Origin of the sequence: Paeniglutamicibacter sp. ORCA_105, assembly GCF_045798545.1 — a bacterium.
Classification (GTDB): Bacteria; Actinomycetota; Actinomycetes; order Actinomycetales; family Micrococcaceae; genus Paeniglutamicibacter; species Paeniglutamicibacter sulfureus.
On sequence record NZ_JBIXLM010000054.1, the window covers coordinates 1 to 23985 of the forward strand.

The 23985-nt window shown below is 65.1% G+C and carries 22 protein-coding genes; 15 read left to right on the forward strand and 7 right to left on the reverse strand.

The annotated features are described in order from the left end of the window. Window positions 1-85: 85 nt before the first annotated feature. Window positions 86-1495: an adenylosuccinate lyase gene (purB, locus tag ACIPUB_RS18455; RefSeq protein ID WP_407608713.1), complete on the reverse strand. Its 1410-nt coding sequence runs from the start codon at window positions 1493-1495 to the stop codon at window positions 86-88. A gap of 180 nt (window positions 1496-1675) precedes the next feature. On the opposite strand from purB, the gene ACIPUB_RS18460 reads away from it, so the two are divergent. Beyond that, window positions 1676-1996 (forward strand): hypothetical protein, encoded by a 321-nt coding sequence (locus ACIPUB_RS18460; protein ID WP_407608714.1) that lies wholly within the window; start codon window positions 1676-1678, stop codon window positions 1994-1996. A 25-nt stretch (window positions 1997-2021) separates the two neighbouring features. After that, window positions 2022-3446, forward strand: coding sequence for a hypothetical protein (locus tag ACIPUB_RS18465; RefSeq protein WP_407608715.1), 1425 nt, complete (start codon window positions 2022-2024; stop codon window positions 3444-3446). 40 nt (window positions 3447-3486) lie between these two features. Here the strand turns inward: ACIPUB_RS18465 and ACIPUB_RS18470 are convergent, their stop codons facing one another. Further along, on the reverse strand, window positions 3487-3879 hold the full coding sequence (locus ACIPUB_RS18470) for a phage holin family protein (RefSeq protein WP_407608716.1): 393 nt from the start codon (window positions 3877-3879) through the stop codon (window positions 3487-3489). Between the two features lie 118 nt (window positions 3880-3997). Between ACIPUB_RS18470 and ACIPUB_RS18475 the strand changes: the two genes are divergently transcribed. From ACIPUB_RS18475 to ACIPUB_RS18535, 13 genes are all read left to right on the forward strand, one after another. Then, window positions 3998-5119 carry a histidinol-phosphate transaminase gene (locus tag ACIPUB_RS18475; RefSeq protein ID WP_407608717.1) on the forward strand — a complete coding sequence of 374 codons (1122 nt, stop codon included), beginning with the start codon at window positions 3998-4000 and terminating at the stop codon, window positions 5117-5119. 123 nt (window positions 5120-5242) lie between these two features. After that, on the forward strand, window positions 5243-6391 hold the full coding sequence (gene pdhA / locus ACIPUB_RS18480; protein ID WP_407608718.1) for a pyruvate dehydrogenase (acetyl-transferring) E1 component subunit alpha: 1149 nt from the start codon (window positions 5243-5245) through the stop codon (window positions 6389-6391). Next, window positions 6388-7368, forward strand: a complete 981-nt coding sequence (locus ACIPUB_RS18485) for an alpha-ketoacid dehydrogenase subunit beta (protein WP_302264357.1) — start codon at window positions 6388-6390, stop codon at window positions 7366-7368. The genes pdhA and ACIPUB_RS18485 overlap by 4 nt, the downstream gene beginning before the upstream one ends. Before the next feature lie 62 nt (window positions 7369-7430). After that, window positions 7431-8861 (forward strand): dihydrolipoamide acetyltransferase family protein, encoded by a 1431-nt coding sequence (locus tag ACIPUB_RS18490; protein ID WP_407608719.1) that lies wholly within the window; start codon window positions 7431-7433, stop codon window positions 8859-8861. A 112-nt stretch (window positions 8862-8973) separates the two neighbouring features. Continuing rightward, a complete protein-coding gene (locus ACIPUB_RS18495; RefSeq protein WP_407608720.1) occupies window positions 8974-9765 on the forward strand; it encodes a hypothetical protein in 792 nt (263 codons plus the stop codon). Between the two features lie 326 nt (window positions 9766-10091). Then, window positions 10092-10907: a hypothetical protein gene (locus tag ACIPUB_RS18500; protein WP_407608721.1), complete on the forward strand. Its 816-nt coding sequence runs from the start codon at window positions 10092-10094 to the stop codon at window positions 10905-10907. Between the two features lies 1 nt (window position 10908). After that, entirely contained in the window at window positions 10909-11589 is a 681-nt protein-coding gene (locus ACIPUB_RS18505) for a phosphoribosylanthranilate isomerase (protein ID WP_407608722.1), read from the forward strand. A 174-nt stretch (window positions 11590-11763) separates the two neighbouring features. Then, window positions 11764-12657, forward strand: a complete 894-nt coding sequence (locus ACIPUB_RS18510) for a LysR substrate-binding domain-containing protein (RefSeq protein WP_407608723.1) — start codon at window positions 11764-11766, stop codon at window positions 12655-12657. Then, entirely contained in the window at window positions 12654-13754 is a 1101-nt protein-coding gene (locus ACIPUB_RS18515) for an enolase C-terminal domain-like protein (RefSeq protein WP_407608724.1), read from the forward strand. Before ACIPUB_RS18510 ends, ACIPUB_RS18515 begins: the two co-directional genes overlap by 4 nt. Before the next feature lie 33 nt (window positions 13755-13787). Further along, complete coding sequence (gene catC, locus ACIPUB_RS18520; RefSeq protein WP_264269530.1) at window positions 13788-14066, forward strand: muconolactone Delta-isomerase; 279 nt, start codon at window positions 13788-13790, stop codon at window positions 14064-14066. 283 nt (window positions 14067-14349) lie between these two features. Then, window positions 14350-15204, forward strand: a complete 855-nt coding sequence (gene catA, locus ACIPUB_RS18525; protein WP_407608725.1) for a catechol 1,2-dioxygenase — start codon at window positions 14350-14352, stop codon at window positions 15202-15204. A gap of 172 nt (window positions 15205-15376) precedes the next feature. Further along, on the forward strand, window positions 15377-15928 hold the full coding sequence (locus tag ACIPUB_RS18530) for a flavin reductase family protein (protein ID WP_407608726.1): 552 nt from the start codon (window positions 15377-15379) through the stop codon (window positions 15926-15928). A gap of 81 nt (window positions 15929-16009) precedes the next feature. Continuing rightward, a complete protein-coding gene (locus ACIPUB_RS18535; protein ID WP_264269527.1) occupies window positions 16010-16198 on the forward strand; it encodes a hypothetical protein in 189 nt (62 codons plus the stop codon). A 173-nt stretch (window positions 16199-16371) separates the two neighbouring features. On the opposite strand, the gene ACIPUB_RS18540 is transcribed toward ACIPUB_RS18535, so the two are convergent. The 5 genes from ACIPUB_RS18540 to benC all read right to left on the reverse strand — a co-directional run bounded on the left by ACIPUB_RS18540 (window position 16372) and on the right by benC (window position 23917). Next, window positions 16372-17166 carry an alpha/beta fold hydrolase gene (locus ACIPUB_RS18540; RefSeq protein WP_407608727.1) on the reverse strand — a complete coding sequence of 265 codons (795 nt, stop codon included), beginning with the start codon at window positions 17164-17166 and terminating at the stop codon, window positions 16372-16374. 38 nt (window positions 17167-17204) lie between these two features. Further along, a complete protein-coding gene (locus ACIPUB_RS18545) occupies window positions 17205-19880 on the reverse strand; it encodes a LuxR C-terminal-related transcriptional regulator (RefSeq protein WP_407608728.1) in 2676 nt (891 codons plus the stop codon). A 101-nt stretch (window positions 19881-19981) separates the two neighbouring features. Continuing rightward, window positions 19982-21343, reverse strand: coding sequence for an MFS transporter (locus ACIPUB_RS18550; protein ID WP_407608729.1), 1362 nt, complete (start codon window positions 21341-21343; stop codon window positions 19982-19984). A 187-nt stretch (window positions 21344-21530) separates the two neighbouring features. Continuing rightward, complete coding sequence (locus ACIPUB_RS18555) at window positions 21531-22370, reverse strand: 1,6-dihydroxycyclohexa-2,4-diene-1-carboxylate dehydrogenase (protein ID WP_407608730.1); 840 nt, start codon at window positions 22368-22370, stop codon at window positions 21531-21533. Continuing rightward, on the reverse strand, window positions 22367-23917 hold the full coding sequence (gene benC / locus ACIPUB_RS18560; RefSeq protein WP_407608731.1) for a benzoate 1,2-dioxygenase electron transfer component BenC: 1551 nt from the start codon (window positions 23915-23917) through the stop codon (window positions 22367-22369). The genes ACIPUB_RS18555 and benC overlap by 4 nt, the downstream gene beginning before the upstream one ends. Between the last annotated feature and the right edge of the window lie 68 nt (window positions 23918-23985).

A 23985-nucleotide genomic window follows, 5' to 3' on the forward strand; every position in this document is an offset into this window, starting at 1 on the left:
GGGGGGGCCCGCCCCGCACCAAACCGCCCCGGGCCTGGCCACGTCCTTGAGGTGCCAGGCGGCACCCCAGAAAAATTGGTGCGGGCTACTTCTTCAGGTGGTCAACCAGCTTCGAGGCGATGCCGTTGTAGCTGCCCGGGGTCAAGGCCAGCAGGCGTGCCTCGGCCTCGGTGGACAGGCCCAGCGAGGAGACGAACTCCTGCATGCGGGCCGCGTCGACGCGCTGGCCGCGGGTCAGGTCCTTGAGGCGCTCGTACGGGTTTTCCATGCCCTCGACCCCGGCGATGGCCTCGGCGCGCATGACCATCTGGATGGCCTCGCCGAGCACCTCCCAGTTGTGCTCCAGGTCGTTGGCCAGCACGGCCTCGGCAACGTCCAGGCGGTCAAGGCCCTTGGCGACGTTGGAGATCGCCAGCAGCGAGTGGCCGAAGGCGGTGCCGATGTTGCGCTGCGAGGAGGAGTCGGTGAGGTCGCGCTGCCAGCGGCTGGTCACCAGGGTGGATCCCAGGGTGTCGAGCAGGCCGTTGGAGATCTCCAGGTTCGCCTCGGCGTTTTCGAAGCGGATCGGGTTGACCTTGTGCGGCATGGTCGAGGAGCCGGTGGCGCCTGCAACGGGAATCTGCGCGAAGTAGCCGATGGAGATGTAGCTCCACACGTCGGTGCACAGGTTGTGCAGGATCCGGTTGAAGCGTGCCATGTCGGCGTACAGCTCCGCCTGCCAGTCGTGGGACTCGATCTGGGTGGTCAGCGGGTTCCAGGTCAGGCCCAGGCCCTCGACGAAGGAGCGCGAGACTTCCTGCCAGTCGGCGGAGGGGACCGAGGCGTAGTGGGCGGCGTAGGTGCCGGTGGCGCCGTTGATCTTGCCCAGGAACTCGGTCTTCTCGATGCGGTCCAGCTGGCGGGTCAGGCGCCAGGCCAGCACGGCCAGTTCCTTGCCCAGGGTGGTCGGGGTGGCCGGCTGTCCGTGGGTGCGCGAGAGCATCGGTACGTCGCGGGATTCTTCTGCCATGTCGGTGATCTGTGCGACCAACGTGCGGGCCGCGGGCAGCCAGACGTTCAGGACGGCGTCCTTGACGCCAAGGGCGTAGGAGAGGTTGTTGATGTCCTCGGAGGTGCAGCCGAAGTGGACCAGTGCGGTGAGGTCCTCGATCCCGATGTTCCCCAGGCGGCGGCCGATGTAGTACTCCACTGCCTTCACGTCGTGCACCGTGACGGCTTCGATCTCGGCAAGCTCGGCCACGGAGGCGGCGTTGAAGTCGGTGACGATCTTGCGAAGTGAGGTGCGCTGGGCCTCGGTGAGCGGGGAGGTGCCCGGCAGCACGGAGTTGTCGGTCAAGTGGATCAGCCACTCGACTTCCACGTGGACGCGGTCGCGGTTCAGCGCCGCTTCGGAGAGGTGGTCGACCAGTGGGGCCACGGCGGCACGGTAACGACCGTCCAGGGCACCTAGGGCGAGGGGTTCGGATGCAAGTGAAATGCGCGCGGAATCAGCCATGATGCCCATTCTTTCACGATTCAACCCTGTGAAGCCCAGCGCGTGACGCCGCCCACTTCACGGTTATCCACACGCCGTCGCCTCCAGCGCACCGCCGGGGCCAGCTGCAGTCACTGTTGGGTCCAGGACAACGACACCGGGAAACCGGTCCGGACATGGAAAGGATGCGGTGAAAAGACCATGTTGGAGGCCATTGCCGACGAAATGCTCATGCGGGTGGTGGCCGCCCAGGCCGCTGTGTACCGGGCCCGCGAACAACTTGAACAGGTGCAGGCTTTGCAATGGGAATCCCCGGCCGGAAGGGCGTTCCGTGACCGGGCTGCGGAACTAGCCGGCAATGTCGCGGACCTGGACACCAGGTTGGAAGCGGCCCGCGGGGAGATCTGGGCCGCTCGCGCCGACTTGGCCGAGCTCGAGTCGACCATCCTGGCCACCATGGGAACTTTGGGGCCCATCCTCACTCCCGGTGCCGTGCCGCGCGGGTTGTTCAGTGGGTTGTAAGGCGCGAAAGGGGAGCAAGACGGACATGGGATACGAAGTGCACGGGGGACTGGGCTCCATCCGGTTTTCCATCACCGAAATGGAACGAACCACCTCGATGCTCACGGGCGCCGGTGCGGACCTGTTGGAAGCGACATCTTTCTTGGCCAGATCCCCGCAGATCCCGGCAACCATGCTGGCGCTGGGTACGGTGTTGCTGCGTGCGCGCGTTCTTGGTGCCGTGGCGGCCGTGGCCGAGGCTGCCGGGTCATGCACGGCACGAGCCGCGGAGACGGGAGTGCTGGCGTTGAAGGTCTCTACGGCGCGCATCACCTACGATCAGGCCGAATCCGCGGTGCAACGCAAAGTGAACGAAGCGCGCGGGAGCCAGTTGCCGCTGACCGTCATGTGGGACCTGGCCAGCAACAACGGCCGGCCGCGCATGCAAACAACAGAGGACATCATCAACCAGCTGCCGAACGCCCCCGGCCTGCCCTTTGGGTTTCTGCGAGACACCGAGCACGGTGGCCTGTTTGATTCCTCAGTGACCGACCGACTCTACCCGCAACTCACCGACTTCCTGCGCGACCAGAACCTCGTGCACCTGGGGCCGATCGAGGTGGTCGGACATGGCCCGGAGCAGGTTGTGGAATTCGACGGGAGCATCGAATCCCTGGTGGACTTGCAGAAGGTGGCAGAACGCGAACCGCCGGGCAGCCTTCTCATTACCCAGGTCGAAGCCCCTGAAGGCATTGTCTACGTGTTGACGATTCCCGGGACCCAATCCGATCCGCCCATGGACCGCCAAGGAAACGTCCGCCGGGTCGAGGGCGCGGAGCCCGGACAGGAGCCGGGAAACCCCTGGGACGGGGTTGGCATCATCGAGGGCATGGGCAATGATTCGAAGAATCTTGTCCCCGCCGTTGAGGACGCCTTGAGACAGTCCGGAGCACGCAACGGGGACCGCGTGGTGGTGACCGGATATAGCCAAGGAGGGATCCACGCCGTCAACATCGTGAATGACGAACATCTCGGAAAGCTCTTTGACTTCCAGCATCTTTCAACGTTCGGCGCCCCGACGGGGCGGACCCCGGTTCCGAGTGACACCCATGCCCTGCATCTGGAAGACAAATACGACCTGGTTCCCGGTACCGACGGGACCACGAACCCTGATGAGCGCAACCGCCTGACGGTTGTCTTCGACGGTCCTGACCGGGCAAGGAACCTGGGAAACGACGGATTCGGCGAGGCCCACAAGCTGGAGAACTACGACTCGCATGCCAAGGAGCTGCGTGGTGCCACGGATCCCGGAGTCGTTGAATCACTTGGACTGCTGGGTGCCCTTTTTGGCCGGTCCAGGCAGGGAAAGGTCCGATCGTACCAATTGGCCCGCCAACCCAAACCCAGGATAAAGGTGCCAGCGAAGGACGGGAAGCACGGGCGTCTGAACAGGATTGCTCCGTCGCGCTAGAGCGCGAACCGCTCGCCGGGTCTGGCTTCCCGAGGGAACGCTAGCGTTTGGCCGGAGCGATCCAACCCATCACGGCGGAGATGATGGAAACAATCAGGGCGCCGATGATGGCGTCCCAGAAGAACTGGTCGACGTGCAGCCCAAAGGGCAGGTATTGAGTCAACCACGAGGTCAGCATCAGCATGCCAGCGTTGATGACCAAGGTGAAGAGGCCCAGGGTCAAGCAGGTGATGGGCAACGACAACAAACTCACGATGGGCCGGACCACCGCATTGACCAGCCCGAAGACCAGGCCCACCACCAGATAGGCCAAGACCAGGCCAACGGTTTCGTCCGAGGACGGTGCAGCAGTGACAGTGATGCCAGGCAGGACCCACGCGGCGGCAGCAAGGGCCAGCGCGTTGATCACCACCCGGAGGATGAACGCAATCATGGACCCATACTGGCATACCTTTATGCGTTCCGGCCGCGTGGGCCAGCCGTTTCCCGGAGAGAGAAAGCCAATGCAACACATGGGGTACGCCGCGAAGGCAAGGGCTAAGCTTTGGGTCATGACCACCGAAAACCCAGCGCCTCGCGACCCGGTCCAGCCCCGCACCGTCATCGGCCGGATGCCGAAGTATGTTGCGGGCAAGCCGCCTCGCGAAATACCTGGCCTGAACGCCTACAAGCTTTCTTCGAATGAAACCCCCCTGCCGCCGATCCCGGAGGTCATGGAAGCGATTCGCGCCCAGCTCGACATCAACCGCTACCCGGATCCAATGTCGACGAAGCTTCGCACCGCACTGGCCGCGTTCCTTTCGGTCCCTGTCGATGACATCGTCACCGGTGCCGGTTCGCTCGGTGCGCTGACCCAAATCCTGGCCACCTTTGCCGGTCAGGACGACGACGGTGTCCAGGACGAAGTGATCTTTGCCTGGCGATCCTTCGAGGCCTACCCGATCGTGGTCGAAACCGCAGGGGCGCTGCCCGTGCAGATTCCCCTTCTGGCCGATGGACGCCACGACCTGGACGCCATGGCGGCGGCGGTCAACGAACGCACTTCGGTGATCCTGCTGTGCACTCCGAACAATCCCACCGGTCCGGCGCTGTTGCGAGACGAGGTCGAGGCCTTTATCGCCAAGGTTCCCTCCAACGTGCTGATCGTCATTGACGAGGCCTACCAGGAATTCGTGCGGGACACGCAGGCCGTGAACGGGATCGACACCTACCGCAGCCACCCGAACGTGATGGTGCTTCGGACCTTCTCCAAGGCGCACGGGCTGGCAAACCTCCGCGTTGGGTACTCGGTCTCACACCCGGAGGTTACCCAACACATTCGAGTCGCCGCGACGATGTTCGCCGTCTCGTCCGTGGCCGAGGATGCTGCCGTGGCCTCCCTGGCCCACTACGACAAGGTTGTGGAAAGGGTACAAAGGATCGTTGACGAACGTACCCGCGTGGTTGCCGGTCTCGAGGAACTCGGATGGAATATTCCGGCCGCCGAGGGCAACTTCGTGTGGTTGCCGCTGGGTGCCAATACCGCCGAATTCGTTGAGCTGGCTTCGGAGCAAGCACTGGCCGTGCGTGGGTTCGCCGGCGAAGGCGTGAGGGTGAGCATTGGCGAGGAAGAGGCCAACACCCGCTTCCTCGAGCTTTGTCGGAACTATCCAAAAGGCTCGACGCTTTCCTAGGGGCGGGTAAGTCGTGATTTGCGGCGTTTCACCGCTAGGCTAGAACAGACAAAACCGCTATATGCCCCATGCGGAATCTATTCCGCGCGGGGCATATTTCATGTACGTAAGGACGCCCTCGGTATGACCAACACCGTGCACGAGCCCTCGGAGCAGGCGCTGATCCAGCTACTTACCCCTGAAGGGGAACGTCGCTCGCACGCCGAGTACGACAGCTACATCCAGGACGTCGACGCGGAAATGTTGCGAGGGTTCTTCCGCGACATGGCGCTCACGCGCCGCTTTGACCAGGAAGCCACCGCGCTGCAGCGCCAAGGCCAGTTGGCCCTGTGGGTTCCGCTGCGAGGCCAGGAAGCGGCGCAGATCGGTTCGGGTCGGGCCACCCGGCCCAACGACTACATCTTCCCGACCTACCGCGAACACGGCGTGGCACTTACCCGCAACGTCGATTTCCCCCAGATGCTGCGGATCTTCCGCGGCATCTCCAATGGCGGGTGGGACCCACGGGAAAACAACTTCCACATGTACACCATGGTGCTCGCGGCCCAGATGCCGCACGCCACCGGGTACGCCATGGGCGTGCAGCGCGACCAGGCCGGCTGGGACGCCGAACGCCTTGAAAAAGACGGTACCGCCGTGGTCGCCTACTTCGGGGACGGGTCCTCCACCGAGGGCGAGGTCCACGAATCCATGGTCTTTGCTGCCAGCTTCAACTCCCCGGTGGTCTTCTTCTGCCAGAACAACCAGTGGGCCATCTCGGTTCCGTTCCACGTGCAGTCCAAGGTGCCCCTGGCCGAGCGTGCCGCCGGCTACGGTTTCCCCGGGATCCGCGTCGACGGCAACGACGTGCTCGCGGTATTGGCTGTGACCCGTTGGGCCCTGGAACGAGCCCGCCGCGGCGAGGGACCGGTCTTGATCGAGGCAGTCACCTACCGCATGAGCGCACACACCACGGCCGATGATCCGACCAAGTACAGGATGAGTGCCGACGAGGAAGCCTGGGTCGCACGCGACCCGCTGCTGCGCCTGGAAAAGCACCTGAGGGACAACGACCTGGCCGACGAGGTGTTCTTCAAGCAGGTCGCCGTTGACGGAGACGAGATGGCGACCCGGGTCCGCGAGGAAGCCATGGCGTTCCCCGATCCGTCACTCGCCCAGTCCTTCGCAAATGTCTACGCCGAGGCGCACCCGCTGATCCAGGAAGAGCTCAAGTGGCACCTGGAATACGAGGCCGGATTCGCCGACACCACCGAGGAAGGGGCCACCCGATGAGCACCACTACGATGACCCTGGCCAAGGCCATCACCGCCGGACTAGACGCGGTCCTGGCCAATGATCCCAAGTCCCTGCTCATCGGCGAGGACATCGGGCGCCTGGGCGGGGTCTACCGCGTCACCGACGGGCTGATCGACACCTACGGACCGGACCGCGTGATCGACTCGCCGCTGGGCGAGGCCGGAATCGTGGGCACCAGCATCGGCATGGCCATCCGCGGCTACTCGCCGATCGCCGAGATCCAGTTCGACGGCTTCGTCTTCCCTGCCTTCAACCAGATCACCACCCAGCTGGCCAAGATGCGCGCCCGCTCCGAGGGCCGCTTCGGTGCCCCGGTGGTCATCCGCATTCCCTACGGCGGCGGCATCGGCTCCATCGAGCACCACTCCGAATCCCCGGAGGCACTTTTCGCGCACACCGCGGGCCTGCGCATCATGGCCCCGTCCAATGCGCACGACGCCTATTGGATGATCCAGCAGGCTGCAGCCTGCCAAGACCCGGTGATCTTCTTCGAACCCAAGCGCCGCTACTGGCTCAAGGGCGAGGTCGACACGTCCAACCCGGCTGCCGACGCCTTCAAGGCCCAGGTCATCCGCCCCGGCGAGGACGCCACCATCGTCACCTACGGCCCGCTGGTGCCCGTCGCCCTGGCGGCGGCCGAGGCGGCGCGCGAGGACGGGCGCAGCGTGGAGGTCATCGACCTGCGCTCGGTCTCCCCGATCGACTTCGACACCATCACCGAATCCGTGGAAAAGACCGGCCGGCTCATCGTGACCCACGAGGCCCCGACCTTTGGCGGCATCGGCGGGGAAATCGCTGCCCGCGTGGGGGAGCGCGCCTTCCTCTCGCTGGAGGCCCCGGTCATCCGCGTGGGCGGATTCCACATGCCCTACCCGGTGGCCAAGGTCGAGGAACAATACCTGCCCGACATCGACAAGGTCCTCGAAGCACTCGATCGGTCCTTCGCCTACTAAATGAGTGGTGCGCACGAGCGCCACCGCACCGCTGCAGCATTGTTTCTTAAAGGAGTCAGACGATGAGCACCTTCAACCTTCCCGATGTCGGCGAAGGCCTCACCGAGGCCGAAATCGTCGGTTGGAAAGTCAAGCCCGGGGACACCGTGGTGGTCAACCAGGTCTTCGTGGAAATCGAGACAGCCAAGTCCCTGGTCGAGCTGCCCAGCCCCTACGCCGGAGTGGTCAAGGAACTCCACGCGGCCGAAGGCGAGACCCTGGCCGTAGGTGCCCCGCTCTTTTCCGTGGACGAGGCCGGATCCCAGCCCGCCCCGCTGGCCAACGTGCCTGACGTGGCCGACATTGCCGAGGCCGACACCCCGGTCGCCAGCGAAGAACCCGGCCCGCTGGTCGGTTCGGGCCCCAAGGCCGATGCCGTCAAGCGCCGTGCCCGCACCAGCCGCCCGGGAACGAACAAGCCCGCCAAGGGCACAGGTGCCCAGGGAGCCGCCCCGGTGATCCCGGCGGCGCTTGCCGACACGATTTCCCGCCGCGCCGCCGAAATCGGCCAGGCTTCCACCCGACTGACCGCGGCAGCCAAGCCCGCCGTGGCAGCATTCGTCGACCGTGTCCTGGCCAAGCCGCCGGTGCGCAAGGTCGCCAAGGAACTCGGCGTGGACCTGACCGAGGTCACCGGCACCGGCGGCCGGGGCGAAATCACCCGCGATGACGTGCTCTCCTACAAGGCCCAGCGCGAGGCCGAACGCGACGCCGCACCGATGTTCTGGTCGGCCAAGGGCCAGGAAGAGGACGGACGCCTCATCCGAACCCCGGTGCGCGGCATCCGCAAGGCCACCGCCAAGGCCATGGTCGAATCGGCCTTCACCGCCCCCCACGTGTCGATCTTCGTGGACGTGGATGCCTCGCGCACCATGGAATACGTGGCCCGGCTGAAGAAGAGCCGCGACTTCGAGGGCATCAAGGTCTCCCCGCTGCTGGTGCTGGCCAAAGCCGTCATCTGGGCTGCCGCACGCAACCCCTCCGTCAACGCCTCCTGGGTCGAGACCGAGAACGGGGCGGAGATCCAGGTCAAGCACTTCATGAACCTGGGCATCGCCGCGGCCACCCCGCGCGGCCTGCTGGTCCCCAACATCAAGGAAGCGCAGGATCTCTCCATGCGCGAACTGGCGATTGCGCTCAACGACCTGGCTGCTACCGCCCGGGCCGGCAAGACGTCCCCTGCGGACATGACCGGCGGCACGCTGACGGTGACCAACATCGGCGTGCTGGGAATCGACACCGGCACCCCGATCATCAACCCCGGTGAAGTCGCAATCCTCGCCTTTGGCACCATTCGGCAGAAGCCGTGGGTTGTCGACGGCCAGGTAGTCCCGCGTTGGATCACCACCCTGGGCGGCTCCTTCGACCACCGCGTGGTTGACGGGGACCTGTCGGCGCGCTTCATGGCCGACGTGGCTGCCATCATGCAGGAGCCCGCGCTGCTGCTGGACTGATCGTTATCCTTTCGTGACGCCCTGGGGGGAAACCGGGCGGGACGGGGCGGACATAAGAGTGGTACTGGCACCTTCCGGCAAAGTGCCGGAGCCAGAACCCAAGGAGCACACCGTGAGGAACGCACCGAAACCCTCCACCCTGACCGCCGGCCCACCTGCCCACCCGGCGGTCCGCCGCCGGCGCCTCCTGCTGGCCGCCGGCGCAGTGGCCTCCGCCCTGCTGATCGGCGGCCCGGGCATGGCCCCCGCGTTCACCGCGCCCGGCGTGGCCTCGGCCCACCCGGCCGTTGCCCCCGAGACGCCGGCACCCATCGACACGTCGGATTGGCAGACCTTCGACAAATACGGGATCGCCTTCGACTACCCGGCCGACTGGGAAATACTGCCCTACACCTGCGACGGTTGCGAGGTCGATGATCCGCCGCTGCCGGAGAGCGAGTACACGCCGTGGAACATCGTTGATGGGAACGGGGTGCTGGTGGCCCACGTCTTCCCGAATTTCGTGGGCGACACCGACGGCGACACCGGTTTGTATGTCCGCACCGACCTGGACACCGCCGCGGTGGAAGGGATCGGCTACGAGCCGACCAGCCTGGTCTTCGAGCATGTGAAAATCGATTATTCGCAAGCGTCCGTGACGGGAGCCGAGCGGAAGGCGCAGCAGGCAAAACTGATGATCTCCTCGGACGAGAGGCTGGCAACGCGTGACCAATACCCCTTCATGCCCGTCTTCCACTCGCGGGCCGAGGCAGCGACCTGGATTCAAACCACGCCGGAGTTCATGGAAGCTGGCGGCATGGACAAGGACCACCTCACGTTGGGCAATGCCAGGCAGTTCATGGACAGTGAGGGCTACCGGACGATGAAGCAGGTCATGCTTTCGGTCCGCGCGAGCTCCTTCTGAATCGTGTCCCCCTCTGGCTTCCCGTCCGGGATCGTTGGGATTACGGGCGGGAGGCCCCTCTTGTGTCCCTCCTCCACCACCGTGTGGTCGAGGAGGGACTTATCGACGCGGTTCGCTGCCGATGTCGCCTCGATTATGCAGGATCCCGCACTGCTGATTAACTGACATGCGTGTTGGTACTTCCGGGAAAAGTGGCCGGGTGCCGGTGCAACGCGCAGTGCGCGCATAGCACCGGGCATTTCCGGCCTTTGCAAGCGCGTATCGGATGGGGCACAGTGGGGAAGGTATCGATGTCCGATTTGGCACTCGCGCCCAGGAGACAACCGATGAGTAAGTGCGCCGACGCCACCGTATCCGGCAAGCCGAAGGCAATGACCCGGGCCCTGTGCATCGCCTCGCTGCTCGGGCTTTTCCTCCTGTCGGGATGCGCGGACCCCGGACAATGGGCTCCGAACGACTCCAGCACCGTTGATTCGACCCCCTTCGGCCCGCCACAGGAACCGTCCGATCGGCCCATGACCGTGGAGGAGGGAAGTGCGATGGCAACTCCCTCACCGAAGCCCGCCGAAGAGGTCGACACCACGGGCTGGAAGACGTTCGCCACCCAGGGGCTGAGCTTTCGATACCCTCCCGACTGGAACATCGAGGAGGACGACTGCAGCAACTGCAACGCCACGGCCAAGCCCCTGGCGGACCCGTTCACCAAATGGGACATCGAGAATTCCGACGGCAACGAGATCGCCGAATTCCGTGCGGACTCGTCCACGGACACCGACGGGGACATGAGCACCTACAAGCGCACCGTGCTGGAGTCCACGCCCGTGAGGGCGGACTTCCTGGCCCCCGCCGAGGTGGTGTTCGAACACTTCGTCTTGGACACCCCGGGCAAGGAACAGGAGCAGAAGGTGTTGTTGATGCTCAACGACGCGGCTGCCACCAAGTCGCGGGACAAGAAGCCCGCGCTGAGCTTCTTCCGGCCGAAGAAGGACTTCGGGGCCCAGATGACAAGCTCCGACGACTTGGCCGAGGAACTGGGGTTCCATGACGACCACGTGAGCCTCGCGGATGCCAAGAAGATCATGCAGAGCCGGGATTACCGGCTGCTGCGCGCAGTAATGCTCAGCATGCGCGTTCAGAAGTAGCATGGACACAAAAGCAATCAACGAGCCGATGCGGAAGAACCGAGTGAATCACGAGCTGTACGTCAAGATCTGTGGACTTCGCACACCCGCCACCGTCTCGGCGGCGGTGGCCGCCGGCGCCAACGCCGTGGGGTTTGTTTTTGCCCCCGGAAGTCCGCGAACCATCGAGCCGGACCTCGTGCGGGCCCTCATCGCGCAGGTACCCGAACATGTGGAAACCGTCGGGGTCTTCCGCAACCAGCCCATGGTGGAAGTCATTGATATCGCCAGGCAGGCAGGCGTGGGCACCGTGCAATTGCACGGCGACGAATCCTACGAGGACGTCGAAGAGCTGCACGCCCAGGGTTTTGCAACGCTGCGGGCATTCTCCATCGAGGGCTATCGTGCACTCGACGACGCGGAACGAAGCCGCTGGGAAACCGGGCGGATCCTGTTGGACGCAGTCGAACCGGGAGCCGGCGTCACCTTTGACGCCACCGAACTCGTTGCGGCACCGCCTGCCGGGACCTGGATCCTTGCCGGGGGGCTGAACCCGGGGAATGTCGCGCACCTGGTGGGCACGCTGCGCCCGGCAGGCGTGGATGTTTCTTCCGGGGTGGAGTCCAGCCGCGGCACCAAGGATGTAGCCCTGATCGAAGCATTCATCGCGGCGGCCCGGTCCTCCTGCGCAACGAGCCCCTAGGCACCGCAATGGCGGCACGTTTCGTGTCCCTGATCTCACCCCTGCGGAGGCCAGGAGTCCCACTGATACTTATTGCATCTGAATCATGCGCATACATGTATTTCCCATAAGTAATCTTTGCGTCCTAATCTGGCAGTGGTGCACATCTGTGCCCCATGACCGGAGGTGGACGACGTGGAAGTACGTCAGATGCGGTACTTCATTGCGGTGGCCGAGGAAAAACACTTCGGCCGTGCGGCCCAGCGCCTGCACATGGCCCAGCCTCCGCTGTCCCAACAGATCAAGTCGCTCGAGGAGCAGCTGGGCACCCAGCTGTTGGTGCGGACCACCCGCAAGGTCGACCTCACCGCGGCCGGCGAATTGCTCCTTGCCCGGGCCCGATTGGTACTGGCCGAGATCGAGAACCTGGAGCAAGACGTCAGACTTGTGGGCCAGGGCGCCAGCGGCGTGCTGCGGGTCGGGGTTTCTGGCACCGCGACCTACCGCCTGATGCCCATGATCGTGCAGGCCGCCCGTGTCCACATGCCGGGGCTGCGCCTGAACGTACAGGGGGAGATGCTCACCCCCGAAATGGAAATCGCGCTGGAAGAGCAGCGCGTGGACGTCGCCGTACTACGCCCGCCGATCCGTTCGAATCAATTGAGCCTGAAGTTCCTGGAGAAGGATGAGCTGGTTGTGGCCCTGCCCGAGGACCACGAGCTGGCCTCGCGCGGCTTGCTTGACCTCTCGGACCTGGCCGATGAACCCTTTATTGCCTACCCGCTGAGTTCCGCAGTGAACACCATCTCCATCGAGGCCTGCCGCCAGGCGGGCTTCAGCCCCCAAATTGTCCAGGAGACCCAGGAAACCTCGACCCTGCTGTCATTCGTCGCGGCCGGGATGGGCGTCGCCCTGGTCCCCACCGCCCGGCGCATGTTCGCGTTGCAGGGCATTGTCTTCCGCCAGCTGCGCAATGCGCCGGCGGTCGATCTTGCCGTTGCCTGGAAGACCGACAACGAAACTGCCCTGCTGAAAAAGTTCTTGGACCTCTTTGAGGCTCCAGCCCCCACGGAAGGAAACCCGGCGTGAAGATCCTACGCATCGAAGCAATCCCTTATTCGATCCCTTATACGCACCCGCTCAAGTTTGCCAGCGGGCAGGTCACCGATGCCGAGCACGTGCTGGTGCGCATCCACTCGGATGACGGACTGGTGGGGGAGGCCGATGCTCCGCCGCGGCCCTACACCTATGGCGAGACCCAGGAATCGATCATCACGATCATCGACAACGTCTTCGCACCGCAGTTGATCGGGCTGGATCCCTTCGACCGCGGCAAGGTGCACGAGGTGATGGCCCGGACCATCCACAACCAGGTCGCCAAGGGTGCCATCGACATCGCCCTGTGGGACCTGTTGGGCAACGCCTTGGGAACCCCGGTGCACAAGCTGCTGGGCGGATACTCCGACTCGATGCGCGTTTCGCACATGCTCGGCTTCCGCCCGGCGCAGGAACTGCTCGACGAGGCGCTGCGCTTCGGCGAGGAGTACGGCATCACCACCTTCAAGCTGAAGGTCGGGCGCCGCCCGCTGGCCCTGGACATCGAGGCCTGCCACGTGTTGCGCGCCGGACTCGGCGAGGACGTGGAGCTCTACCTGGATGCCAACCGCGGCTGGACCGCAAACGAGGCCATGGAAGTCCTGCGCCGCACCGAGGGCCTGGGCCTGACGGCGCTGGAAGAGCCCTGTGACGCGAAGGAAGCCATGAGCCGCCGCCGGCTCGTGGAAAAGTCCCCGATCCCCATTGTGGGCGACGAGTCGGTGCCGACGGCAGGCGACGTATCCCGCGAACTGCTCTCCGGTGGCTCGAACGCGATTTGCATCAAGACCGCCCGCAGCGGGTTCACCGAGGCCACCGAGATCCTGGGCCTGTGCACCGGGCTCGGCGTCGATGTCACCATGGGCAACCAGATCGACACCCAGATCGGATCGTTGGCCACCGTGACCTTCGGTGCCGCCCATGAGGCGAGCAACCGCCGCGCCGGTGAGCTGTCCAACTTCCTGGACATGGCCGATGACCTGATTGCCGAGCCCATCCGCATCACCGGTGGCCGCATCTCGGTGCGCAACGTCCCCGGTGTCGGCGCAGCCATTGACGAAGAAAAACTCGCCCGCTACCGCCAGAACTAGCACCCACCAACCACGCTTAATCCAGGAGAAGACATGATATTCCTAGCCCGCATGGACGTAACCTTCCCGGCCCACCTGACCGAGGCCCAAATCGCCGATTTCCAGGTCCGCGAAAAGGAATACTCGGGCCAGCTGCAGAACAGCGGCAAGATGGCAGGCATCTGGCGCATCGTCGGCGAGTACGCCAACCACTCGCTGTTCGACGTCGAATCCAACGACGAGCTGCACCAGATCCTCAGCGGTTTCCCGATGTACCCGTACATGAAGATCAAGGTCACGCCGCTGGCCAAACACCCGAACTCGATCCGCTAGGCGGATCTGCGGCGGGAACGCCGCAGGGGTGATGCGGAATGGGTCGGGTCCTTTTGGAGCCGGCCCATTCCATTGGCCGCGGGGCGTTAATTGCAAGAAAGGCCGCCAGTTGCAGTCCTATATGCAGAACGTCTCAATGGATCGGAAAGAAGTATTTCCCTCTTCTCAATAACCGGCATACATTGAATGCATAGAAAGTCGTTGTGACTGTAGTCACCGCACCATGTGACGCCGGACCAGCGCATCAACACCCCCCTCCAACTGGAGATAGAAGGAGCAACTCGTGAGCACCGAAACCACCGCAAGCGCCGCAGCCTCAGGCAACGCCGCCACCGACCGTTTCCGCCAGTCCGGCAAGACGGCATCGATCACCGCCGACGTCGAGCGCGTCAACCTGCTGGCCAGCAAGCTGATCAAGGCCGCCAACGACATCATCCTCGAAGAGCGCGTCAGCTACGACGAGTTCAACGCACTGAAGGCATGGCTGATCAAGGTCGGCGAAGACGGCGAATGGCCGCTGTTCATGGACGTGTGGCTCGAGCACTCGGTCGAGGAAGTCGCCACCGACCACCGCGAGGGCAACAAGGGCTCCATCGAGGGCCCGTACTACATCCCGGATTCCCCGGAGCAGAAGTCCCCGGCCACCATCGAGATGCGCGAGGACGAGAAGGGCACCCACCTGCTCTTCCAGGGCCAGGTGCGTTCGACCGACGGCTCGGCACTGAAGAACGCCAAGATCGAGCTGTGGCACGCGGACGAAGAAGGCTTCTACTCGCAGTTCGCTCCGAACATCCCGGACTGGAACCTGCGCGGCACCTTCATCGCAGACGAGGAAGGCAACTTCCAGATCAACACCATGCAGCCTGCCCCGTACCAGATCCCGACCGACGGTGCCTGCGGCCAGTTGATCGCCGCCGCCGGATGGCACGCCTGGCGCCCGGCCCACCTGCACCTGAAGGTTTCCGCACCGGGCCACGAGCTGCTCACCGCCCAGCTGTACTTCCCGGGTGACGCGCACAACGACGACGACATCGCGACCGCTGTGAAGCCGGAACTGCTGCTGGACATCCAGCCGGCAACCGAGGGTGAAGGCGTTCAGACGACCTACGACTTCGTGCTTGACCCCGAGTCCAAGTAGGGTCCACACCCCCACCTCGTCACGGCGGGGCTCCCGGAATGCATTCGGGGACCCCGCCGTTGTCGTACCACCATGCTTTCCGTGATGCCGCCCGCGGCGTCACAAAGGGGTACCAAGACAACACCAAGACCCATTTCGTATCCCTGTAATTTGATGTGAAAGAGAACCCGCAATGACCCAGGAAACCATGTCGAAACCGGTGGACGCGATGGAACTGCGGAGCGTATTCGGGCAATTCACCACCGGAGTCACGGTGGTCACCACACAGGGCACTGACGGCAAACCCTACGGCGCCATGGTGACGGCATTCGCCGCGGTGTCGATGGATCCGCCCCTGGCCCAGATCATCTTGACCCGCAGCTCCAGGGCCGCCAAACACCTGGATGGCTCATCCTTCGCCATCAACATCCTCTCGGACGGCCAGCTGGAGGCGGCCAAGCACTTCGCCGGCGAACCGATGGACTGCGAACCCGAGTGGGTCCTGAACGGAAACGTCCCGGTGCTGGTGGGCAACGCAGCCACGCTGGAATGCCGGGCATGGAACAACTACGACGGAGGCGACCACATCATCGTGGTTGGCGAAGTCAGCTCGGTGGCGCTGGGGGATGCGGACCCGCTGCTCTTCCACGAAGGCACGTTCCGCCGGATCGGCGAACGACTCGAGGACGGACAGGGTGAAAGCTGGTTCGCCGGTGCCAGGTCCTTCCAGCCATTCATCCCGTAACACCACTTGAGCGTCCGCACCGACGGTGCGGATCACTCACCCATCAAATCCATGCATTACTTGGCCCCAAAGGAGCACATCATGTTTGTCTCGACACGGCGAAAGACCGCAGGAGAACACCGGTCCGCGCGCAACTCGCGGACCACCACTGACACCGTCCAGGAACTGAACCACTGGGCCTGGACCGGATGGATGCCCGAAGCGGAACGCGAGCTTCCCTATTCCGCCCTGCAGGCCACCGAACACCACACCTCAATGCTTGCCGCCTAAACTTTCGTCCACAGCAGCACGGACACGTGCCGGAGGCCCCGGACAGCAATGACGCTGTCCGGGGCCTCTCGCTTCTTCGTCCCAGGGTGCCCCGCACGCTCGGCACCCTGGCGGATCGAATCGACGCGGCCAAGGATGCCCAGCCGGATGCCACCTTGTCGATCCTGGGAGGCTCAACCGAGCGAGCCAAGAAAAGCCGTCGTATCCGCGGCCACCTGGGCCGGACGTTCCCACAGGACCAGATGCCCTGCCTCCGGATAGATTTTCAGGAAGGAACCTGCGATCCGCTGGCACAGGGTTTCCTCATCCGTCCGCGAAAGCACGGGGTCGCGTCCACCCCACAGAATCAAGGCCGGCGCATCGATGGTTCCCGATTCGGTGGGCGGCGTGGCTTCGCATAGGCCCTCCAAGCTGGCCCGCCAGATGTCCGCGGGCACTGCCGCACCGTCGAGCCCCCGGTCCTGAAGGTACCACTCTGGAACCGCATGCTGCAGGGGAAACAAGGACAGGGATTCCCTTACCCAGGCGACGCTCACGGGATCCGTGAGGGCCTCGACCGAGTCCGCGAATGCCGGTCGCCCCCGCAGGGTCAAGGGGGCTCCGGCCAACACCAGGGCCTGCACCCGTTGACGGTGGTCTACGGCCAATTGCTGGGCCACGTAGCCTCCGCTGGATGAGCCAAGGACGAATGCAGCAGGTACATCCAGGGCATCCAAGATGGCTGCGGCGTCGGCAGCTTGTTCGGCCAGGGAATAGCCGTCCCCGGGCTTTTCCGCATCGCCGTGCCCACGGAGGTCGGGCGCAAGAACCCTGAAGCCGGCGAGCCGGGGCACCAGGCGGTCGAAGCTTCTCCGGGATTCTCCCCACGCATGCAGCAACATCAGCGGCCTGGCATCCACGTTGCCGTGGACGAAACACGGCACCTCGATCCCCGTGGCCAGACTCAGCTTCCGGACGTCGGATTCCATGTACTCAGGCTACGCCCGGCCATCCGGCATTCCCAAGGCTAGTTGTCGGCGTCCCGGTACCGCGCGGCGAGTTCGGTGCGTGAGGATACGCCCAGCTTCGCATAGATCCGGGTCAGGTGGTACTGGACCGTCTTGGCCCCGATGAACAGCTCCTCGGCGGCCTTCTTGTTGCTGGCACCTGCACAAACGAGCGAGGCCACCGCCTTTTCCTGCGAGGTGAGCGAGGACCAGTCGGTGGCGTCCCGGCGCGGGACGCTGATGCCGGTGGCCTTGAGTTCGCGGTTGCAGCGTTCGATGTAGATCGTCGCCCCCAGCTGCGTGTAACCTGCCAGCGCACGGGTCAGCGGACCGGCGGATTCGCCGCGCTTGCCTGCGCGGCGCAACGACTGCCCGTAGGCGTACTCGACATTGGCCCGCAGCACCGGGAGCGTGAGCCCCTGCAACAGGGCCAGTGCCTCCTCGAACGCGTCGCGAGATCCTTCCAGGTCGCCGCGTGAAGCGAGCACCTGCCCGCGTACCACCAGGAATCGTGCGGTGGTCGAGCGGTGCTTGCACTTGCGGGCGGCCGCCATGAGCGGCTCCATGAACTCCAGGGCCTCGTCATAGCGTTCCTTGCGCACCAAGGCATCGGCGTACATGTCGTGCCACGGCCAGAACCCCGGCTCGTCGATCCCGCGCGAACGGTCCAGCAGCAAAAGGGGCTCCAACGCCAATATGACCTCGTCGTAGTCGGCGCGGGCGCGGGCCGAGGCACCCCTGGCCATCCGGTAGGGCACCTGCATGACCTCGTAGCTTCCGGTCCTGGCCCAGGCCTTGGCCAGGTGGGCCTCGACTTCTTCCTGTTCCCCTCGCATGGCGTGGATCTGCACCGCGGTGTAGTGCAGCAGCGGGCGAACCAGCTCGATGCCGGATCGCTCCTGCAGTGCGACGCCCGCGCGCACGGTCTCCAGGGCTTGGTCCCAGTCCCCGGCCGAATACTCGGCCCGGGCCAGCCAGGCCCTGGCCCACAGGGCGATGCGGTGTGATCCTTCGGTGTAGTCGGTGGAGCTGGAGATCATCAGTTCGTGCCGGGCCAGTTCGATCTGGTCCGCGGCCACGTGCAGCCATCCCATGGCCATTTCGGCGCGTTGCCGCTGGGCGCCGGCGGGCAGCGTGGCGAGCATCCGCGACAGGATCTTCTCACCCTCGGGCCCCCGGCCCAGCATGCCCAGGCCCAGTCCCTGGACGGCCGAGGACTCCACGGCGACCGGGCTTTCCACTTCGGCCAGTTCCAGGGTTCGTTCGGCCCATTCGACAATCCTGTGTCCATCCAGCCGGCCCAGCGAGTCAAGGACCCGGCGCTGGGAAACGGTGGCCATGATGTCGATTTGCTGCGCGTCCTCGGCGCCCGACCACGCGCGGGAGAGCCAGCGGTCAGCCGTCAGCGCCTGGCCCTGGAGGATGGCAATGTAGCCGGAGAGCAGGTCGCTCTCGGGGCTGGCCGCCAGGGAAGCCAGTTCCTCGGAGTAGGCCAGGGCGCGTGGCAGTTCGCCGGCAGCCACCGTCGCATCGACGGCCTTGAGCAGGAGAGGGTCGCGGTCCTCGGCGTTGGTCGCAAGATGCGCGGCACGGTGCAGCGCTATGGCCGCGGAAGCCCACTCGCCCTTGCCCGCCTGGATCTCGGCAAAGAGCTCCAGCTGGTGTGACAGGGCTGGATCGGAGAGCAACGTGGCATCGGCGCGATGCGCCAGCGCGTCGCCCGCGTTCTCGCCCAGGGCGGCAGCCGCTGCATGCAGGGCCAAGCGGCGCGAGAGAGGGACCAGGTGGTAGACGGCCATGTGATTGATATGGCCGTTGAACAGCAGCGAAAGGTTTCCGCCGCTGCCGGCAACCTCCACCAGCCCGGAGGCCACGCACTCCTCGAGCAAGGGCAGCGGGTCCCCGACCTCGGCCAGGGCGACGACCCGTTCCAGCCGGGGGCCAACGCCCAGGATGGCGGCGGCCTCGATGACGGAGCGGGCAGGCACCGACAAGGCGTCCAACCGCTCGGAGACCTCTGCGGTGACGGCCCGGGGAGCCGGGAACCGGTGGTTCAGGTGGTTCCAGGTTTCGTCGGGGTTTTCCCGGATCAGTTCCAAGGCGGTGTGGATGTTGCCTGCGGTGTAGCCGGCCAGCTGGTCGGCCGCGGCCGCCGAGAGGTCCACGCCGAGCCGGGACACGGAAATTTCCTTCAGTGCGGCAGCAGTGGGCGGATCCAGGTCGATCGTGGTGCTGTGCTGTGACTCGAGGAGTTCGCGGGCACCCGGCGGCAGGAAGGCAGCTTCCTCCTCGCGCAGCGTCAGAATGATCAGCAGCTTTTCGGTGCGCAGCCGCCGCCAGGCAAATAGCAACGCGGCGAGGGACTGGGCATCGATCCATTGCAGGTTTTCCAGCAAGAGGATTCCGCTTTGCTTTCCCGCGTTGCGGATGAAGGCGAGCAGGCCTTCGGGCAGGGGAGAATCATCCGTGTCCGTGGGGCCGAGCAATTCCTGCAAGGCCGATCCGGGAACGTTCTTTTCCCACCTAGCGCCGGAGGCACTCCATGAAGCAAGGTGCTTGTTGTTGTCCATGAAACGCCGGACCAAGGTGCTTTTCCCGCACCCGGCCGGCCCGCTGACCACCACCAGTTGGGCGCTGCCGGTCTCGGCCAACTGCAGCAGTCGGGCCATGAGCGCCAGTGTTCGTTGTTGATGCATGGATCCGCCCCAGCCAACCTTTCAATGTATAAAGACGGGGGCCGCGCGAACATCCTTGTCCACGCGGCCCCCGGGTGACCGGCTCTGCAGCCGGCCTGTGGTTACTTGGCGATCTTGACTCGTGCCGCGGAGCCGGCCGGCAGCTGGGTCTCGGAGTTGCGCAAGGGAACAAAGGCGGTCACCATTGCACCAACGATAGCAACTGCGGCGAAGACGTAGAAGGCGACGTGGTTTTGCACGCCTGCTGCGATGAGCAGTCCGCCGATCAACGGTCCGAAGATGCCGCCCAGACGGCCGAATCCGGCGCACCAGGCAACCCCGGCGCCGCGGGCGGCGCTGTTGTAGTAGTTGGACACGAACCCGTAGATCAGCACCTGCGTGCCGATGGTACCCACGCCTGCCACGGCAACCAGCGCGAGCAGGATTCCGAAGGGAAGCTGCAGGGTCAGCATCACCATGGCCACCGCGGCGAGGAAGAACGTCGTGGAAACCACGCGCTTGGCACCGACGCGATCGGCGCCCACGGAGGCAATCAATCCGCCGAAGACGGCGCCGGCATTGAGTACCAGCAGGAAGGCGAGCGAGTAGGACTTGCCGTAACCGAACTGGGTCATGATCTGCGGCAGCCAGGTGTTCAGGCCGTAGGTCAGCATCAGGCCGGCGAAGCTCATCAGGCCCAGCAACAGGGTGGGCAGGGCGTACTTCTTGGAGGCCAGTGCCCGGAAGCCGATCTTCGTGTCGATTGGTTCGAATACCAGTGCGTGGGCACCGTGCGTGGAGGCCGTTTCGGCGATCGGGACGCCGGTGCGGATCGAGACGCGCTCGGCTTCCTCGGTGCGGCCGCGGGCCATGAGCCATTGCGGGGACTCGGGCAGCTTCGTCAGCGCCATGGGCAGCAGGAAGAGCAACGGGGTTGCGCCGATGAGGAAGAGCCCGCGCCAGCCGACAAGGTCCAGCAGGACGATGGCCAGCAGTGATGCCAGGACCCCGCCCACAGGGACACCGGAGTAGACGATGGCGTTGTAGTAGTTGCGCTTGCCCTTGGGGGCGAATTCGGCCACGACCGCACCGGCGGTGGCAACCAGTGCGCCGACGCCGATTCCGGTGGCGAAGCGCAGGGCGCCGAAAGCGATGACGTTGGGGGCCAGGGCGGTCAGGCCCATGCCCACGGAGAACCAGATGATGCCGGCGATCATGATCTTGCGGCGGCCGAGGTAGTCACCGATCGCGCCGGTGACCAAGGCCCCGACCATGACCCCGAACAGTGCCCAGCTGCCGAGCACACCTGCGGTGGCCGGGCCGATTGCACCGAGATGGGTCGGGTCATTGAGCAGGGTGGAGACGACGGTGCCGTAGACGACCAGGTCGTATCCGTCAAAGATCAGGGCGATCGCGGCGATGGCGACGACCCAGTGGACAGTGTTTTTTTGCTTCTTGGTGGCGCTTGCTTCCGGTGATTTCACGATTTGCTCCATATTTTTATGGGCCCCGGGTGCACGACTTTGTGCGGTGTTTCGGGGCACGGACAAGTGCCGCAGCGTGAGGCTGCGGGGTGGAAGCCTTGACCCGAGGGGTTATCGGGCGGCGGGCCGTGGATAGCATGCAGGCGGCGGGGATACCGCCGCCTGCATGCAGTTGAAAGATACCTATCTAGCCGAGGTCCCCTCCGGCCACCGCAAGGGTGCTGCCGGTGATGTATGAAGCCTCGTCGGAGGCCAGGAACACGATGGGTCCTGCCTGTTCGTCGAGGGTTCCGTAACGCTTCATCAGGGTGGACTCGATGGTCTGGTCAACGATCTGCTGGTACCAGGCCTTCTCCTGCTCGCCTTCGGGGGCCGGGCCCCGCTTCACCTGGCGTTCGGGGGCCTCGGTGCCGCCGGGGGCGGTGGCCACCACGCGGATTCCGTGGGCTGCCCCCTCCATGGCCAGGGCCGAGGTGATGGCCTTGACCCCGCCCTTGGCTCCGGCGTACGGGACGCGGTTGAGCCCGCGGGTGGCAACCGAGGAGACGTTCACGATGGTTCCGGAGCCGGCCTTGACCATTTCCGGGAACGCCGCGCGGCACATCCACAGGGTCGGGAAGAGCGAGCGCTGGATTTCCTTCTGGATTTCCTCCGGGGCGTAGTGCTCGAACGGCTTGGCCCAAATGGTCCCGCCGACGTTGTTGATGAGCACATCGATCCGGCCGTATTCGGTGACCGCGGCGGTGACCGCGGACAACGCGCCTTCAAAGGTTTCGAGGTCGGCGGTGACGCTCAGTGCCTTGACGTCCTGCGCCCGCAGGCCCTCGGCGATGTCGTGCACCAGCGGCGAGCGGTCCACCAGGACCAGCTGTGCACCCTCGGCGGCAATGCGCCGGGCCACTGCCCAGCCAATGCCCTGGGCGGCTCCGGTGACGAGCACGACCTTGGAGGCGAAACGGCCCGCGTGGAAGGACTCGGGCAGTGGTGCCGCGGCGGCGTGGTTCACCGCCGGGTTGTCGGCGCTCATTTGGACGCGCGCGACGCGGCGGCCATGGTGGCCTTGGCGTGCTCGTTGTGGGCCATGATGGCCGTGCGGGCAGCTGCCAGGTCCTGGTTCTCGAAGGCGGCGACGATTGCCAGGTGGTCGGCGTCGACGGCGCCGTCGATCCAGTGCTCCTGGCGCAGTACCTTGGCCATGGTCGCGGGGACTTCCAGGCGGTTGTACGCCTGCAGCAGGTGTTCGTTGCCAACGCAGCGGAACAGGAACTGGTGGAAGGCGTCGTTGGTGACGGTGAATTCCGCGGCGTCCACGAATTTCTCGCCCGACAGGGTCTTGCCGGCCAGTTCGGCCAGGACCTTGAACTCTGTCAGCTGCTCGGGGGTCAGCTTGCCCATGGTCAGTTCAACGACGGCCAGTTCCAGGGCCATGCGCGCGTCGAATTGCGCCTGAAAGGTTGCGTGCTCTTCGCCGATTTCGTAGGTGGGCAGGGCTGCCGGAGCCTCCGCTGCTTCCTCTGCGGGAGCTGCCGGTGCCGGTGCCTCCGGCGCCGCGGCCGCATCGGGAACGACTGCAAGGGCGAACTTCTCGAAATAGAAGTTCTGCGGCTTGATGCCCTCGCCCTCCAGGTGGCGGCGGACGCCCTCGACCATGGGCGGCGGGCCGCAGAGGTAGATGTCGACGTCGCCCTCGGCCAGATGGTGCGGCTCGAAGTGGTTGGTGACGTAGCCCTTCTTTTCCGCGGCGCTGTTCGGGTCCCCGACGACGGTGTCGAAGGTGAAGCCGTCGATGCGCGACTTGTAGTCCTCCAGCACGTCGAGCTCCACCAGGTCGGTGTCGGTGTTGACGCCGTAGATCAGGTGGGTCGGGTGGGGGGTGTCCATGCCCGAGAGCTTTTCCAGGATGGCCAGCAGCGGGGCCAGTCCGGTGCCGCCGGCGAGCAGCAGCGACGTGCGCTTGGGATCGCGCAGGAAGAAGCTGCCCATCGGGCCGGTGAAGTTGATCTGGTCCCCGACGGCTGCGACGTCGCGCATGTAGGTGGACATCAAGCCGCCGTCGGTGATGCGGATCAGGAAGGAAAGGGTGGAGACCTCCGGGCCGGAGCTGAAGGAGTACGAGCGGGTCTGGCCGCCGGAGCCGGGAACCTCGATGTTCACGTACTGGCCGGGCAGGAAGGAGAGCTCGTCGCGGTTCTCGATCTCGAGGCTGAACGCGTAGGTCGTCTCGGAGAGGCGGCGGATCTCTGTCAGCGTCGAGGAGTAGGTGGTGGCAGTCGTCTTGGCGACATCCGAGGTGGTGGGGATCTGCAGCACGAGGTCGGACTCGGGCACCATCTGGCACGGGAGGCAGAAGCCCTTCTCGGCCTCGTCGTCGGTCAGTGCCTCCTCGATGTAGTCGCCGCCGTCGAACTTGCCGGATTCGCAGAAGGCCTTGCAGGTGCCGCAGGCGCCGTCGCGGCAGTCAAGCGGGATGTTGATCCGTGCCTTGTAGGAGGCATCGGCGACGGTTTCGCGGGGTCCGACTTTAATGAACCGGGTAATACCGTCCTCGAAGGCGAGGGCAACCTGATAGGTCATGAGGGGGGCTCTTTTCAAAATAGTGCAGGGTGGTGCGGCAGCGGGTGCAAGGTGGTGGGGGGGGGGGG